This window comes from Thiomicrospira sp. R3 (assembly GCF_029581415.1).
Classification (GTDB): domain Bacteria; phylum Pseudomonadota; class Gammaproteobacteria; order Thiomicrospirales; family Thiomicrospiraceae; genus Thiomicrospira.
This window is the reverse complement of sequence record NZ_CP121121.1, coordinates 1,284,957-1,301,205: the sequence shown is the minus strand read 5'-3', so window position 1 is coordinate 1,301,205 and position 16,249 is coordinate 1,284,957. Positions and strand designations below refer to the sequence as shown.

General features: G+C 44.1%; 17 protein-coding genes. 9 read left to right on the top strand and 8 right to left on the bottom strand.

Annotated features, from left to right (window positions below; translation table 11 throughout):
* Positions 1–4: 4 nt before the first annotated feature.
* The 6 genes from P8S55_RS06550 to P8S55_RS06525 form a co-directional block, all read right to left on the bottom strand.
* Positions 5–1,621 carry a flagellar hook protein FlgE gene (locus P8S55_RS06550; RefSeq protein ID WP_289223433.1) on the bottom strand — a complete coding sequence of 539 codons (1,617 nt, stop codon included), beginning with the start codon at positions 1,619–1,621 and terminating at the stop codon, positions 5–7.
* A gap of 18 nt (positions 1,622–1,639) precedes the next feature.
* Positions 1,640–2,314, bottom strand: coding sequence for a flagellar hook assembly protein FlgD (locus P8S55_RS06545; protein ID WP_289223432.1), 675 nt, complete (start codon positions 2,312–2,314; stop codon positions 1,640–1,642).
* A 10-nt stretch (positions 2,315–2,324) separates the two neighbouring features.
* Complete coding sequence (flgC, locus tag P8S55_RS06540) at positions 2,325–2,738, bottom strand: flagellar basal body rod protein FlgC (RefSeq protein WP_289223431.1); 414 nt, start codon at positions 2,736–2,738, stop codon at positions 2,325–2,327.
* Between the two features lie 2 nt (positions 2,739–2,740).
* Positions 2,741–3,142, bottom strand: a complete 402-nt coding sequence (flgB, locus tag P8S55_RS06535; RefSeq protein WP_289223430.1) for a flagellar basal body rod protein FlgB — start codon at positions 3,140–3,142, stop codon at positions 2,741–2,743.
* An 87-nt stretch (positions 3,143–3,229) separates the two neighbouring features.
* Positions 3,230–4,435 carry a hypothetical protein gene (locus P8S55_RS06530; protein ID WP_289223429.1) on the bottom strand — a complete coding sequence of 402 codons (1,206 nt, stop codon included), beginning with the start codon at positions 4,433–4,435 and terminating at the stop codon, positions 3,230–3,232.
* Positions 4,435–5,388, bottom strand: a complete 954-nt coding sequence (locus P8S55_RS06525) for a chemotaxis protein (RefSeq protein WP_289223428.1) — start codon at positions 5,386–5,388, stop codon at positions 4,435–4,437. Before P8S55_RS06525 ends, P8S55_RS06530 begins: the two co-directional genes overlap by 1 nt.
* 124 nt (positions 5,389–5,512) lie before the next feature.
* Between P8S55_RS06525 and flgA the strand changes: the two genes are divergently transcribed.
* From flgA to P8S55_RS06505, 4 genes are all read left to right on the top strand, one after another.
* Positions 5,513–6,178: a flagellar basal body P-ring formation chaperone FlgA gene (gene flgA, locus P8S55_RS06520; protein ID WP_289223427.1), complete on the top strand. Its 666-nt coding sequence runs from the start codon at positions 5,513–5,515 to the stop codon at positions 6,176–6,178.
* 145 nt (positions 6,179–6,323) lie between these two features.
* Entirely contained in the window at positions 6,324–6,632 is a 309-nt protein-coding gene (gene flgM / locus P8S55_RS06515) for a flagellar biosynthesis anti-sigma factor FlgM (RefSeq protein WP_289223426.1), read from the top strand.
* A 26-nt stretch (positions 6,633–6,658) separates the two neighbouring features.
* Entirely contained in the window at positions 6,659–7,120 is a 462-nt protein-coding gene (gene flgN, locus P8S55_RS06510; protein WP_289223425.1) for a flagellar export chaperone FlgN, read from the top strand.
* Between the two features lie 43 nt (positions 7,121–7,163).
* Positions 7,164–7,733: a PilZ domain-containing protein gene (locus tag P8S55_RS06505; protein ID WP_289223424.1), complete on the top strand. Its 570-nt coding sequence runs from the start codon at positions 7,164–7,166 to the stop codon at positions 7,731–7,733.
* A 53-nt stretch (positions 7,734–7,786) separates the two neighbouring features.
* Here P8S55_RS06505 and P8S55_RS06500 read toward each other — a convergent pair whose 3' ends face one another.
* On the bottom strand, positions 7,787–8,338 hold the full coding sequence (locus P8S55_RS06500; RefSeq protein ID WP_289223423.1) for a thioredoxin family protein: 552 nt from the start codon (positions 8,336–8,338) through the stop codon (positions 7,787–7,789).
* A 222-nt stretch (positions 8,339–8,560) separates the two neighbouring features.
* Here P8S55_RS06500 and metK point away from each other — a divergent pair, with 222 nt between their 5' ends.
* The 4 genes from metK to gshA all read left to right on the top strand — a co-directional run bounded on the left by metK (position 8,561) and on the right by gshA (position 12,854).
* Positions 8,561–9,718 (top strand): methionine adenosyltransferase, encoded by a 1,158-nt coding sequence (gene metK / locus P8S55_RS06495; protein WP_289223422.1) that lies wholly within the window; start codon positions 8,561–8,563, stop codon positions 9,716–9,718.
* 113 nt (positions 9,719–9,831) lie between these two features.
* A complete protein-coding gene (metF, locus tag P8S55_RS06490; protein ID WP_289223421.1) occupies positions 9,832–10,701 on the top strand; it encodes a methylenetetrahydrofolate reductase [NAD(P)H] in 870 nt (289 codons plus the stop codon).
* An 11-nt stretch (positions 10,702–10,712) separates the two neighbouring features.
* Positions 10,713–11,474: a 16S rRNA (uracil(1498)-N(3))-methyltransferase gene (locus tag P8S55_RS06485; protein WP_289223420.1), complete on the top strand. Its 762-nt coding sequence runs from the start codon at positions 10,713–10,715 to the stop codon at positions 11,472–11,474.
* Positions 11,475–11,567: 93 nt separating this feature from the next.
* The gene (gshA, locus tag P8S55_RS06480; protein ID WP_289223419.1) at positions 11,568–12,854 is read left to right on the top strand and encodes a glutamate--cysteine ligase; all 1,287 of its coding nucleotides are present in this window, start codon (positions 11,568–11,570) and stop codon (positions 12,852–12,854) included.
* Positions 12,855–12,860: 6 nt separating this feature from the next.
* On the opposite strand, the gene P8S55_RS06475 is transcribed toward gshA, so the two are convergent.
* Entirely contained in the window at positions 12,861–13,685 is an 825-nt protein-coding gene (locus P8S55_RS06475; RefSeq protein ID WP_289223418.1) for a YihY family inner membrane protein, read from the bottom strand.
* 107 nt (positions 13,686–13,792) lie between these two features.
* Between P8S55_RS06475 and P8S55_RS06470 the strand changes: the two genes are divergently transcribed.
* Positions 13,793–16,165 carry a putative bifunctional diguanylate cyclase/phosphodiesterase gene (locus P8S55_RS06470; protein WP_289223417.1) on the top strand — a complete coding sequence of 791 codons (2,373 nt, stop codon included), beginning with the start codon at positions 13,793–13,795 and terminating at the stop codon, positions 16,163–16,165.
* Positions 16,166–16,249 lie beyond the last annotated feature (84 nt).

The window sequence follows — 16,249 nt, the reverse complement described above, 5'->3', positions numbered from 1 at the left end:
AAAATTACAGATTCAAGATAGTTCGCGTTAATTCCTGCGAGGTGGAAATAACCTGTGCACTAGCTTGGTAAGTACGTTGTAACTGAATCATTTTGACCAGCTCGCCTGCGGTATCGACGTTGGAATATTCCAATGAACCCGCTTGAATCGCACCCACTACACCGGACCCTGCTTTAGAAATCTGCACAGGCCCCGACCCAAAGGATTCAGCATACATTTGGCCACCTAGTTTTTCTAATGCATTTAGATCATTAAAGTTACCCAATGCCAACTGCGCAACCGGGATAGAGCGTCCGTTTGAATAACGTGCTTCAATCACACCTTCACGATTGGTTGTTAGGCCAACCAAATCACCAATTTTATAACCATTTTGAGTAACACCACGCAATAGATTATCACCGGCAAACATGGTCATGTCCGCAAAATTGACATCAATACCCACCGTTATTGCTTGAGGATTACCAAGAGGATCATTCGCACCAATAATGGGATTATTGATCACCCACTGCATTTTGGGTTGAGTGCCTACCGAACTCCAATCAGCAAATACCAGGGGCTCATTTGGGTTATCTTGACCAGTAATTGCTGAGGTTGCACCGGTTGCCAACGGATCAACATTTGGTTGTCTCGCATCAATCAATCGCCCGTTGGTATCAAACCGTAACTCATAAACCAACCCGGTATCACCACTTGCCGTTCCATCTGCGGGTACCGCTTCTCTAAAACCTGATGTTTCCCACTGCCCAGTACCATCATTAAAGCGCTCAACGCTATATTGCACTAACCAACTGGTGTATTTAACTCCAACCCCTGTTCCATCCGTAATATAATTTCCAGTTGCTGGGTCTAAACCAACATCAGAGTTCGCCGATGTTACAACATCACGCATGTAGAAATTGGAAGATAGTTTATGAGCACCACCCAAACTATCATGGATTGTCATCGGATAGGTAAAGTCTGGAAAACCGCCATAGGCTTGAGCCGGATTGGTCAACTTTTGTATATTAGGAAGCGTTGAGGTTGTATCAGAAGCAGGAACGCTATTTCCACCCACCGAGTTATTGACCGTTCCCAAATCAGGTAGAAACAACTTATCTTCGTTAATTAAAGCTTCACCATCTAGGTTGATATTGTAATTCATTTGGTCTGTAGCTTTTGGCGTGCGGTTTAAGTCCGCCAAATTGATCGGGTTTAAAGCGGTATCAAAAACTGGTTTTGACTCAGTCGACAATACTTGGTTTAGGTTAAAACCCAAAAGGTTGTTTCCTGTTTGATCAGTAATAAAACCGTCCTTATCAAGCTTAAAAGAGCCATTTCGCGTGTAGATATTACTATACTTTCCGGATTTGTCTTCCAGAATAAAAAACCCATCACCGTCAATCGCCATATCTAACTCTCGGCCAGTTGAAGCAATCGTACCCTGAGAAAAGTCTTGAGTAATCGAATTGACCCTAACACCATTACCTGGCGTAGTTTGCGCACCCGAAAACATGTCGGCAAATTCAGCACGTGAGGATTTAAACCCCATCGTCTGCGCGTTGGCAAGGTTGTTTGAGACCACCGATAGACCTTGTGACATGGCGTTGATGCCACTTAATGCGTTTAAATCGTATGCTGACATGATAATCCCCTGTAAAAATTAACTTATTTCTCGAACCGCATTCATTTTGACGCGCTCACCGGTCGCCAAGGTCAGCATCATGCTGCCGTCTGGCTCAACCGAAACACTTCTAACAGAAGTGCCTACATAACTACTAACTGATTTAATATCACCCTCTGCGCTGTAACCAAAAGCAACCAAGCGATATTCGCCCGAACTCACATCCAAACCAGCGGTGTTTTTACCATCCCAACTGACAGTAGTATCACCACGAGCAAGACTGGGATAACTTAATTCCTTTACAACACCGGCTGAGTTAGTGATGACCAACCTGGCATCTTTTAAAGGCTCAGTGGTATTCAAGCGAATGGTCGATGCTTCACCCGCTTGGTGGGAAAACACTTCGCCTTTCGCTACCACATTTTTACCAATCATGCTAGAGGCTTGCATCACCTGCAAATTCTGAAAGCCTGCTGTCATGGCCATAACGGACTGGTTTAATTGCGCAGTTGCTTCCAGCTGACTCATCTGGGTTAGGTCACTAACAAAAGCCGTTGGATCCATCGGCTTAGTTGGATCCTGGTTCATCATTTGAGTGGTTAAGAGCATCAAAAAATCTTTTTGCCCTAGTGCTTGACTCGGAGCAAACGCACCCGGATTACCCTGTTGTTGCAATGTCTCTGTTTTTAACTGGCTGTTAGGCAGTACATTCATGACTTAATCCTTAGCCTTTACCAAGCTGTATCGTTCTTAAAAGCAATTGCTTTGAGGTGTTCATTACCTCAACATTGGTTTGAAAAGTTTGTGAGGCCGACATCATATTTGCCATTTCTTCAACCACATTAACATTAGGCCTAAAAATATAACCCTCGTCATTTGCCATAGGGTGATTAGGGCTGTATTCCATTTTTAACGGTGCTTGACTCTCAACAATCTCTTTAACACGAACCCCGTTTCTAGGCTCGCCGGTACGTTGATCTAAAATAGTTTGGAACACAGGCTGTTTTGAGCGATAGGTTTCCTGTGCATTAGAACTGATGCTATCCACATTGGCCATATTCGATGCAACTGTATTAAGCCGAATCGTCTGAACATGCATACCCGTTCCGGAGATATCCATAATATTAAATAAAGACACTTTTATTCTCCTTTGAGCGCACCGCTGATGCTTTTGATACGACTATCAATAAACTCCAGAGTGGCCTGATATTGCAACGCATTTTCGGCAAATTTTGCCTTTTCAATGTGCGTTTCAACCGTATTGCCGTCCAAAGAAGGTTGGGTTGGCATACGATATTTTAAAAAATCACTAGTAGAGGGTTCAGCAAACCCTTCAAGATGACGCGCATTCGTTCGGTTCATAGCCGAGCTTGACTGGCTAGACTGATGATAACTCGCATCAGAAATGGCCTTGCGAAAATCAATATCACGTGCTTTATAGTTCGGCGTATCCGCATTAGCTAGATTATTCGCTAATACCTCCGCTCGATCACGGCGAATTAACAGCGCACTTTCGTGAATTCCGAATATTGAATTTGACATGGTCTTTAACCTCTAAAACTTAGCTTGCTTAGTACAAAGCAAGCAAGATGCCAAAGACTGAAAAAAGGATAAGAAAACCCTAGCGCCCTACCAGGAGCGGGCTAGATCACCTATTTGAATATCGGCTTGACCGGCAACCAACCGACCTACGGCAAATTTTGGCATAATTCGGCTAATTTCTATAAAACCGGCTGGTGTTTCGTCCATACCTAAATTGCGGCCTTGGAATCGTACAGGGTTTCCCATACGACTATAGACAGCAAGCTGATCGCCGATTTGAACACCCGACTGATCCGACAAAAACATCACATACTCACCATTTCGAACATCAATTATTTGAGTTTCCAATAACTCGCACTCCAGATGATTGATGACACGCTCAACTTGCTGATCAAGAACCTGGTTAAAGGCCTCTCCGGTGGCCGTTTTAAAAAATGCTAGAGTGCCAAATGGACGATCTCGACCAACCCTTGGATCACCTCGCATTTCAATGCTCTCCCGGTGCTGCTTTACAATACGCTGTTTATTTAAGTCAACTAAATACCACTCAACCTCAATAAAACGACGGTTGTTTCGACCATCATAACCATAAAAACGCCTTATTCTGTCAAGGGTATCTCGCCCTTCACTGAGCTGCGCGACCGAGCGGATAGCACTAAGCAATAAAAACTGGCCACCCGTTTGATCTTGTATAGGCGTTAAGACCTCAGGCATTAAATTGGGGCTCACCATCATTCCAGGCTGCAAACCCTGCGCATACTCAATCATTTCAAGATTTCTGTAACCCGCCATATTCAATCGACGGAACAACTCCATCTGAAACCCAGGTAATAGATTGGCAATATCTCGCCCCTCATAGCTATTTTCAATCACCACAGGAGCAACAACAACTCGGTTTTGATAACCCACGCCGACCAAATGACCACAGGCTTTAGGGTCTTGCGTTAAGCACACATTTAAAACAACCTCATATTCACCCGTTGGCTCATTAAAAAACTCATCCATCAAACTAAAGCGCTCAACCTTGCTACGACTGGTAAAACGGCTAGCTTGGCTTTGTAATTTAAAGTCTTGCATATCCGCACGGGTTCTGACCTCAAGATTAGTTTGCATACTGGCCACTTCTAAAGCATTACGGATTGCCATCTGACGAGCAAAAGCGCGATTATCATTTTGCATGAGTGCCACACCCGTGACCTCAACACACTGCACCGCCCAACCGCTAGAAAACCCAACCAACCAAACCGCGATAAGAGCCAGATGAAAATTAACTACACGTCGGATCAAAGCCATTATTTTTTAACACTCTCTATACGTTTAACAATCTCATTAGCTAACTCTTCAGCATGCCATTTAGATAAAAACTTATTGGCCCCCACCTTTTCCGTCAGCTTCTCGTTAAAACCGCCACTTAGCGACGAGTTTAGAATGACATATAAATCCTTTAAACGCTCATCCTTTCTAATACTAGACGTTAGGGTATAGCCATCCATCTCTGGCATCTCAATATCTGAAATCACCATTAAAACCCGCTTAGAAACCGGCTCAGCCAAGCCCTCATCCGCTTCATCCGCCCATTTCTTTAATAAATCCAGGGCTTTTCGACCATTATTTACAATAACATGTTTAATTTTTAGCTGTTCAAACACGGTTTTTAGTTGCGAGCGCGCTACGGTCGAGTCATCAGCGGCTAAAATAAAATACTTTAAACCTTCGGCTTTCGCAGCATGGGCTTCGACAAAGTCATCTGACATTGCCGCTGGCGTCCCTGAAACCTCAGTTAAGACCTTCTCAACATCCACTATTTCAACAATTTGATTTTGTGCACGTGTGATACCCGTTAAATAATTGACATGCATTAAAGAATCTGGAGGCGGCAATATATCCTCCCAGCGCAAATGGATAATTCGGTCAACACCTTCAACCAAAAACCCTTGAACCGAACTATTAAATTCCGTAACAATGGTCAGCGTCTCGTGAAGTTTATCTTTTGGAAAAGGCTCTAAATCGAGTGCCATCGCCAAATCGATAATAGGCATGGTATGCCCCCTAATGTCTGACACACCCACCACGCGCGGATCTGATTTTGGAACAGGGGAAATCTCTGGTGTTCTTATCACCTCTCGAACCTTAAACACATTGATGCCAAATAACTGCTTGCCTTTGATATTGAACAGCAACAGCTCCATACGGTTCATACCGGCTAATGACGTGCGCTTATCTACGCTCTCAAGAAAACTCGACATCTTAAAGTCACCTTATATTACAATGGGACGATTAACAAACTACCAATGATTAGAACGCAATCGGCTAATGGAATTCAATTTTATTATACAGAATTTAAAAGTTTTACTTTTTGGCGTGCTTCTCATGATGCTGGCTTCCCCAAAAACAAACGCCCAAGAAGCCACCAACCAATCAATTGAAGACCTTCACCAGCAGGTGTATTTATACCTCAAGCAAAACCTAGACCAACAAATCATAGAACCCGTTATTACTATTCGGCGGCTTTCAGCTCACTTGGCTTTAGCGCCTTGTCTTTCCGAACTTCAACTCAGCCATCGTAGCGCCCACTCGTTAGCAGGCAGACAAACGGTACAAGTTGAGTGTTCGCAGCCTAACTGGCGTATCTTTGTTAGTGCTGAGGTAGATGGAAAGATAGAAGCCGTGGTTACCAGGCAAGGCATATTGAGACAAGCCATCATCAATCCTGCCGACATTGAATTAAGAGCCGTACCCATTAGTGATGTAAGAAGAGGATGGTTATCATCGCTTGACAACGTGCTATACGCCCGAGCTAAACGCGCTATTCGACCCAACACAGTCATTACATTGCAAATGCTTGATGCGCCCTACTGGGTCATTGATAAGCAAGAAGTCACCATTATCACCCAAGTAAGCGGACTTGAAATTCGCACGACGGGCATAGCACTCTCTAATGCCATGCAGCATGATCAAGTTGAGGTTAGAAATAAAAACTCAAACATTGTTATTACCGGCATAGTTATTGCTCCTAACACGGTTATGGTGCCATAATAGCTTATACCCCAAAAATCCAAGGGAATATGCTTAGCCCATTAAACATAACAAATTTATTAAAGCTTTCTAATTTTAGCCGTTAACGTCTATAGAAATGCACAGGATGCTGATAAAATAGCATTGAAAATGAGGGTTTAGAGTCATGGACATTAAAAACACTAATAGCAATTTGGCTAACACCAGGTCGCATGAGCAGGCGAAATCACCTGACAAGCCGTCTTCGGCTAATTCACAAAGTGAAGGCACCAAGCCATCGTCAGATAAGGTAACCTTGACATCCTTATCGGCTCAAATACGCGAAATCGAAAAACGCGCTGCATCTGCTCAATCATCGAATGAGTCAAGAGTTGCCGAGCTTAAACGTGCAATAGAAGAGGGTAGCTATAAGGTTGATGCAAGTAGCGTTGCAGATAAACTAATTAAAACCGAATTGCTTTTCGCTAGAGCATAATTAATTGTATATATTAGTTTAAGACCATGCCAGTAAGCCATCTCAACAAGCTTTCCCTCCAGCTTGAACAGTTAGGTACTGGCCTGACTGAGTTTAAAGACCTGCTTGTTCAAGAAACCTCTTTCCTTAGCAACAACGATATCTCATCACTAAATCAAATCACACTAAAAAAACAATCCCTCGCTGACAACCTAGAAGATCAAATAACTACCATTCAACAAATCTACCCAATTAATTTCGCTGACTTAGACAATCCAGAACTCGACAACTTACCCCCTGAACAGCGCTTTCAGATCAATAAAATAGCCAACTTAAGCAATCAATGCTTTCATTTAAATCGTAAAAATGGCATGATTATAGCTGCATTGACCAGCCTAAATACTGAGCTACTAAATCAACTTTCACCTGAAGAGAGTAAAGTTAATCTTTATGGCGCGTCGGGAAAAACTAAAAAACCCGATACAAAGAAAACATTAGGCACGGCTTAATAGTCCGTCTTAGAATAACCGTTTTAAATTAAAGTGATTCACTATGACCCATGAGCAACGCAGCTTTTTTCGCCTGGATGTTATGCTACCTTGCAGTTATCGCATTTTAAGCTCAGACGAAGCTAAAAAAAACCCCCTTCCCACACAGGCTGACAGTGGCTTCATCGAAAAATATTTCATGCACAATCTTGTTGAACTTGATAAAGAAATTAACGAGCTGGTTAATCAAATTGGAAACAAAAGCTCCGTACTTGCCAATGCATTGACCGCGATAAACAACAAGATCAGTTTTATGATGCAAACTATTGATGAAGAAAAGTTAACTCAATGCATTCCTCAGCGAATGATCAACCTCAGTGCAGGTGGCATATGCTTTAGTATTAATGAAAAAGTAACCAAAAAAGATATTATTGATGTGCTACTGGTGCCCTTAAAACAAGAATCACCCATCCTAGCGCGCTGCCATATCGTCAAAATTACTCATAGCGGTGATACCGACATTGTATCGCTAAAATTTGATAATTTAAGTGAAGACGATCGAAGAAAGTTAGTTTACTTTATCCAAACCAAAGAGATAGAAGTGGCGAATAAACTTCGCCATGCAAGAGATTGATTTCGCATGTTTCAAGGCAGGTCAAATTAAACATTTGCCTTGAAACCGCCTAGTTATTTCCATTTTATAGAGCAGCCCATGCTTGGAATTTGCTCCAGAGGACCCTGCCCCGTTTCAGCAACCAACTTCATTGCTTCATATAAATCGCGCCGAACATCAGGGTCCGCCGCTTGCTTGCGCGAAGCATCTAAACGCCCCCTATACTGCAAAGATAAATCAGCGTTATAGCCAAAAAAATCTGGTGTACATACTGCACCATAAGCCTTAGCTACCTGCTGGGTTTCATCTAGCACATACGGGAACGAAAATTGCCACTCTCTAGCTACGGCCTGCATATTCTCAAATGAATCTTCTTTATACTCATTAGGGTCATTCGACATGATGGCTATGGTATTAATTCCCAAGGCCTTAAGTTCAGCACAATCACGCACCAAGCGATCCTTGATAGCCTTTACATAAGGGCAATGGTTACAAATAAATGCCACTAGAAGCCCCTTCTCACCGCGCGCTTTTTCTAACGTCCAAGTCTGACCATCAACCCCCATTAACTCAAAGTCTATAGCACCGCTACCAAAGTCACACACTGGCGTTGTTAAACTAACCATTAAAACCCCCAATAGTACGTAAGTAAATAATTCAAGCCAAGCCCCCTATCATTAAGTAGACCTGGTTTGATGTTTGACACCTATTTTTATTCTGACATAATAGCACATTGCGCCGATTTGATAATCAGCTTGCGGGCGCGTTACTAAGTACGGCTAAAGCGAGGAGTTTTCCCGCCTCTTTCCGTACCTCACTTTTGCTATTTTAAAATTGCGAGGTTGCACATGACTACCACTGTTTTTACGTCTGAATCTGTTTCTGAAGGCCATCCGGATAAAATTGCCGATCAAATTTCTGATGCGATGCTGGATGCGATTATGCAGCAAGACCCGCGCGCGCGCGTGGCCTGCGAAACCTTTGTTAAAACCGGCATGGTATTAATCGGCGGTGAAATCACCACCAGCGCTTGGGTTGACCAAGAAGAGCTGGTACGCAAAGTAGTCAAGGATATAGGCTATAACAGCGCAGACTTTGGGTTTGATGGCGACACCTGTGCGGTGTTAACCGCAATTGGTAAACAGTCGGCTGAAATCGCCATGGGCGTCGATGAATATGACGATCACGAACAAGGCGCTGGCGACCAAGGCTTAATGTTTGGTTATGCCTCGAATGAAACCGAGGTGTTAATGCCGGCACCGATTTACTATGCGCACCGTTTAATGGAGCGTCAAGCACAGGTTCGTAAATCGGGGGAGCTGACTTGGTTGCGCCCAGATGCCAAAAGCCAAGTCACGCTTCGTTACCAGAACGGTAAGCCGGTTGCCATTGACGCTGTCGTGTTATCGACCCAACATGGCCCGGAGATCGAAAACGCCGCACTGCGTGAAGCAGTGATGGAATTAATTATTAAACCCACCTTACCGACCGAATGGCTGCATAAAGACACCCAATATCACATTAACCCAACCGGGCGTTTTGTCATCGGCGGCCCAGTTGGCGATGCCGGCTTGACCGGACGTAAAATTATTGTTGACACCTACGGCGGCATGGCGCGTCACGGTGGCGGTGCTTTTTCGGGTAAAGATCCGTCAAAAGTGGATCGCTCTGCCGCTTACGCTGGACGTTATGTGGCTAAAAACATTGTCGCCGCAGGCCTGGCGGACAAGTGCGAAATCCAAGTATCCTATGCCATTGGAGTTGCACAACCGACCTCAATTAGCCTGGATACCTTTGGCACCGAAAAAATTGCGGTCGAAAAAATCGAACAACTGATACGCCAACACTTTGATCTGCGTCCAAAAGGTTTGATTGCGATGCTAGATTTATATCGTCCCATTTATCAAAAAACCGCAGCCTACGGTCACTTTGGGCGCGAATTACCCGAGTTTACCTGGGAAAAAACTGACAAAGCCGCCGCCCTGCGCGCCGATGCTGGATTGTAAATTTTTTAAGTAGCACGTAACCTTGGGCTAAAGCGACGCCTCTTTTGCAAAGCAAAATCGAAGGAGTCGGGACACAAGGTCATCGTGCCACTTCAGACACTAGGACGTGAGTCATGAAATCACAACAACAATACCCGCAGGGCTTTAGCCTTGAGTGCTTCCCGCCACGCACCACCGAAGGCAGCGTTAAACTCAATCAGGTGATTGATGAGTTAAGCGTGTTAAATCCGGAATATATTTCGGTGACCTATGGTGCCGGGGGCACAACGCAAGAAAAAACCCTTGAAACCGTTACCCATATCCAGAAAAATACGCGTTTTGACGCCGTACCTCACCTAACCTGTATCGGTGCAAGCAAAGAGTCTATTCGTGCTCTACTTAAAACTTATCAAGACCTCGGTATTAAACGCATTGTCGCGCTGCGTGGCGATATGCCCTCAGGCATGATGGATCCGGGCGAGTTTAAATATGCCGCGGACTTGGTTGCGTTTATTCGTCAAGAAACCAGCAATCAGTTTATCCTCGAAGTCGCCGCCTACCCAGAAACCCATCCGCAAGCACGTAATTGTGACCAAGGAATCAAACACTTTAAGCACAAGGTCGAGCAAGGCGCGGATGCCGCTATTACGCAATATTTCTTTAATGTCGATAGTTACTTTTACTTTATTGATGCCTGTGAGAAAGCCGGCATTGATCTACCGATCGTACCGGGCATTATGCCGATTACCAACTACGAGCAACTGATCCGCTTTTCCGCTATGTGTGGTGCCGAAGTGCCACGCTGGTTGAAGTGTCGCTTAGAAAGCTTTGATGAAGACGCGGCTAGCCTGCGTGCCTTTGGTCAGGAGTATGTCACCCGCTTATGCCAACGCCTGTTAGATAGTGGCGCACCCGGTCTACACTTCTACAGCATGAACAAAACTCAGCCAACCCTTGATATTGTCCGCGATCTCAATTGGCGTAACGAATATTTACAAATGTAGACGAGTGATTAATGCGTATTCCCCGCTTTTATTTACCGGCAAACTATCAACCAGGCCTGCTTGTTGCCCTTAACAAAGAACAAAGCCACTATGCCTTAACCGTTTTACGACTCAAAAACGGCCATAAAATCCAGGTGTTTGATGGCCAAGGCCACCAGGCAGATGCTCAACTCCAGATTATCAACCGCCGTGAGGTGCAGGTTTTGTTGGGCGATGCCATCAATCACCCCGCAACAGAATCAACCTTGAACAGCTTGCTCGTGCAGGGGATCTCTCGCGGTGAGCGCATGGACTATAGTTTACAAAAGGCTGTTGAACTTGGCGTCAGCACCATCCAACCGGTGTTTACTGAGCGCTGTGAAGTTCGCTTAGATCATGAAAAGGCCGACAAACGCCGCCAACAATGGCAAGCATTGGTAATAAGTGCCTGTGAACAATCTGGCCGCTGTGTCGTACCCGAAGTTTTGCCTCTGATCAGCCTAGCGGATTGGTTTGCTCATCCGTTACAGCTCGATTATGCAAAGCGCACTCGAGGACTGGTTCTTGATCCACTTAGTCAGAAAACGATCATGCAGATTAATGAGCCTGAACCGCTAGTGCCTTTTGCACTCCTTATTGGCCCTGAAGGCGGACTAACCGTGCGAGAAGTTGAACAAGCGCAGTTAGTTGGTTTGCAGCCGGTTCGACTTGGACCACGAATCTTGCGTACCGAAACCACCGCCCCGGTTGTACTGAGTTTACTCCAGGCAGCATGGGGAGATTTAAACCAATAAAAGTCTTATTTCCTACTGAAAAAGCCAGGAATTAACCCTCGGCTTTTTGTTATAATTTGACCCCTTAATTTACCCAGAAAAGAGAAGCAAACCATGCCTCACCCCTATCAAGTTCCTCACCTTAAAACGACTTTAAAAGGCCCCTTACTTGAGCTTGAGTCCCATCTACTTGACCATAGCGTGGCGATCGAGGCTTGGTTCCGGCAGCAGTTTCGTGACACACCTGCGCCTTTTTATGCTTCGGTTGACTTGCGCAATGCGGGCTACAAACTCGCCCCTGTGGATACCAACTTATTTCCTGCAGGCTTCAATAACCTGCACCCAGACCTTCGCCCCTTAGCCGTTCATGCCACACAAAACGCAATCACCCAAGCCTGCCCCATCACGGATGGCGTACTGATTATTCCAGAAAACCATACCCGAAATATGTTTTACCTAGAAAACCTATGTACGCTAAAAGAAATCATTGAGAATGCAGGATACGAAGTGCATATCGGCTCACTAAATCCTGAAATAACTCAGCCCACTGATATTGCGCTACCCTCTGGAAAAACACTCAGCTTAAAGCCTTTAAAACGCCAAGGCGAGCGGGTAGGTGTTGATGCCTTTTACCCTTGTGCGATTTTGCTAAACAATGATTTATCCGGTGGTCGCCCCGCGATACTAGAAGGGATTGAACAAACACTGTTACCTCCTTTAGAGCTAGGCTGGGCAACGCGCTACAAAACCCAGCATTTTAATCACTTTAGCGATGTGGCCAAAAGCTTTGCCGAATTAGTGGACATAGACCCTTGGCTAATCACACCGGAATCAGTGCAATGCGGTGAAGTCGATTTTAAAAATCACACCGGCCTAGATCGTTTGGCCAACACGGTAAACCAAGTGCTTGCCAAAACCGCTGATTATTACCATACCCATGACATTGACTGTAAGCCCTTTGTGATTATTAAATCAGACAGTGGAACCTATGGCATGGCGATCATGTCGGTTTACAATGCGCAAGATGTGCTCAATTTGAATCGAAAACAACGAAATAAAATGACCTCAGCGAAAGAAGGCCTCAGTGTCAATAAAATGCTGGTGCAAGAAGGTGTCTACACCTTTGAAACGGTCGATGAAGCCGTGGCTGAGCCGGTGGTTTATATGATTCATAACCATGTAATCGGCGGATTTTACCGGATACATACAGGCAAAACGGCAACCGACAATTTAAACAGCCCAGGCATGCACTTTGAGCCCATGTCTTTCCAACAGTCTGGAGTACTTCCTGACCAAACCCAAGAACCTGATGCTGAACCTAACCGCTTCTATGCCTATGGGGTTGTAGCACGCTTGGCTTTACTCGCCGCAGCACGAGAAATTCAATCGGCGAAAAAATAATCCAATTTAGTTTTTTGCCTGTGTTTGGCTGCGGGTCCATTCAGCCAAGACACAGGCATTCCATATCAAAATAAACCACATTAAATACAGCCAAAGCAGAAATAACGGCACCGCAGCCAATGCGCCATAAACCAAATCATAGGTTGGAAACGCGGCCACATACCAAGCAAACCCCATTTTTAAAACCTCAACCTTGATCGTCGCCATCAAAGCAACCCACCAGGCCTGGTTCCAACTGACCGGCGACATGGGTACAAATTTAAACAGCAGCATAAAACCCAAAACACTAAACACCAGTGGTAGGCTATTTATCAGCTGATTTACCCCCCTGCTCACCGTCACATCGCCCAACAACAAAGGCCAAGCCAACAGATAACTGCTTGCGACTAAACTCAAGCCCAACAACAAAGGCCCCAGCAAACTTACGCCTAAATAATTTAATAAACTCACCCACCAGCGGCGCTGAGAATCGGCATTCCACATCGCATTAATTTTCTGATCAATCGTCCACAGCAAAATTAAAGTGGTCACCAGCATCACCACCAGGCCTGGTGTTGTTAAACGGCTTGCCTGTTCAGCAAACAGCGTAAGGTAACGTTGAATAACGGGTTGAGACTCTGGCATTAAATGGGCAACAACCAGCTCCATAACTAGGTGCTGAAAAGGGTCAAACCATGCAGATGTAGAAAACAAACTTAACATCACCGCCAGCATTGGAACAAGACCAACAAGCGTTGTGTAGGCTAAAATGGCAACGGCCTCTGTACCCCGTTGATGCCAAAAACGTAGCAATACATTTTTCCAAAAATAACAACCAATAAGCCTACTCATTAACCCGCCTTTTAAAGGTGAACGCCAAACCTTGTTGCATTTTATCTTACAAATGATTTAAAAATAGAGATAATACCCTATCAAATTTTTAGCTTTAAAGTGATTAAATGGAAACGACTGCAAAAAAATCTCACTATCTAGTTCTGGGCAGTTTTTTAACTATTATCTTAGTGTTGGTAGTGGCAAGCTTATTTGCCTCACACCTAGAACGAAAACTGCAGCAGTCTATACAGCAGCTTGAACAAAAGACCCTACTTAAAAATCAAGCCGAAGGCCTCTACCAGCATGCACGTAACCGCAGCGTTTTACTCTTTCGTTTAGTCAACAGTCGAGACCTGTTTGATAAAGATCAACTTAATATGCAACTGTCAGCCGAGGCCAGTGCGATGATGATGTTAGTTGACACCCTACAACAACAAGCTGACTCACAGGCTACTTTAGTGTTATTAAACCAATTGCTTGATGAATTTGGTCAAAACTACCTTAAACAATCCCAAGTAGTGACCCTTGTTTTTGAAGAAGAATACGAATTAGCCATTAGCCTATTGGTTTTCGACACCTTACCGCATCAAGAGCGTGCACTGAATATTTTTAGAGAGATAAAAAACCTCTACAATCAAGAGCTTAATACTAGACAGCAGGATGTTAATCGTTTAATTATGCAAATCAAAAACTACTGGGGAGCGGTACTCGCGCTGATTATATTATTGCTAGTTATTTCTGCTAGAACCACATTTTTAAAGCTTAGAAAGGCTGACAGGGTGCAGCAGGAGTTCAAACAAAAACTGACCCAACAAGTCAACGAACGCACCCAGGAGTTGGTACTCGATAGCAGTATTCTTCACAATATTATTGAAGCGTTTGCCATTACTAATGCGCAGGGTGAAATCATTAAAACTAATCAACTCTTTGACCAGCTCACCGCAGAAAATAACGCCCCATCCAGCACACCCATATGGATGCAGCTCGAACAGGTTTTTTATGGTTTTGATGCAAAAAAAATCAATCTACTCCTAACCCAGCGAGAGCATTTACGCCAAGAAGTTTTGCTTAAACAACATGAAGAAAGTCATTTTCTAATCGATATCTTTAAAAATAATGATCCTCGACTTGACAGTCAACATCTGTGTTTTTTATTAACCGATATCAGTCACTTTAAAGCCACTCAAAACGAGCTTGAAGACCTTGCAAACTATGACAGCGTTACAGGCCTAGCAAATCGCCATCTATTTCAAAACACCCTACAAACCTGGATTAAAGACAACCACTCTTTCTGCGTTTTTTTTGTGGACCTAGATAACTTTAAATGGATTAATGACACGCAAGGTCACGCCGAAGGCGATCGTGTACTGGCTCAGGTTGCTGATCTGCTAATCAAACTTCTACCAGATCAAACACAAAACCTGGTCGCCCGACTCGGTGGTGATGAATTTGCACTGCTATGCAAAAGCCACGATGAACTCCACATCGCCTCGCTTGCGAATGCGATGATTCAAGGTGTGAACCAGCTATACCAAGGCATTAACCCTTCCAAGACGCTCGGTTGCAGCATTGGGGTTGCGGGCTACCCAAGAGATGGGCAAAGTCGCGAAGACCTAATGCGCCATGCAGACTATGCGATGTATAAAGCAAAAGAACAAGGCAAGAATCGTTACTGTTCATTTTCTGATGAAATGAATGAACAAATACATTACCTTTACGTCATGGAAACACAACTGCATCGTGCCCTTGATAAACAAGAGTTCCATATGGTTTATCAGCTGCAATATCACTTAAACTCGCTGGAGGTGTCCGGTGCTGAGGCCTTGATTCGCTGGCAATCAGCAAATCGCTTCATATCCCCTGGGGAATTTATCCCACTCGCAGAACGCTTTGGTCTTATTCAATCAGTAGGCCGCTATGTTTTAAATGCAACCTTAGAGCAACTCCATCTCTGGAATAATAGCTCTATCCTTATGCCAAAAGTTGCTATCAATGTTTCAAGTGCACAACTCAATGGTGATGGCTTTGTAGAAGACGTTAAACAGCAACTTAATTATTACCAGCTTGCCCCAAACCAACTTGAACTTGAAATTACTGAAAGTCTATTAATGGATCACTTAAGCGAAGACAACAAGGCATTGCAAGCACTTCAAGAAAAAGGTCTTGAAATTGCAATTGACGACTTTGGCACAGGCTATAGTTCGCTGGCCTATATCAAACATTTAAATGTTGACCGAATTAAAATTGATCAGAGTTTTATCAAAGACTTGGAATACAACTCGGAGTCCTATTCCATCGTCAAAACTATTATTACAATGGGACATAGCCTGGGATTAAAAGTCATTGCCGAAGGGATTGAAACCTTAAACCAACTTCTATTATTACGTGATCTAGGGTGTGATGAAGGCCAAGGCTATTTATTAGCCAAACCACAAAAACCCGACGACCTTCATTTTGAAGCGCTGAATGAATTAAAAGCAAAAACCATTCAGCATTGACTCTTAAATTGAGCGCTAATCTAACCCAGCGCTTTTTCGACTTGCTGGCAAATCTCATACCCCTTAAGCAGCCTTTCAATAGTA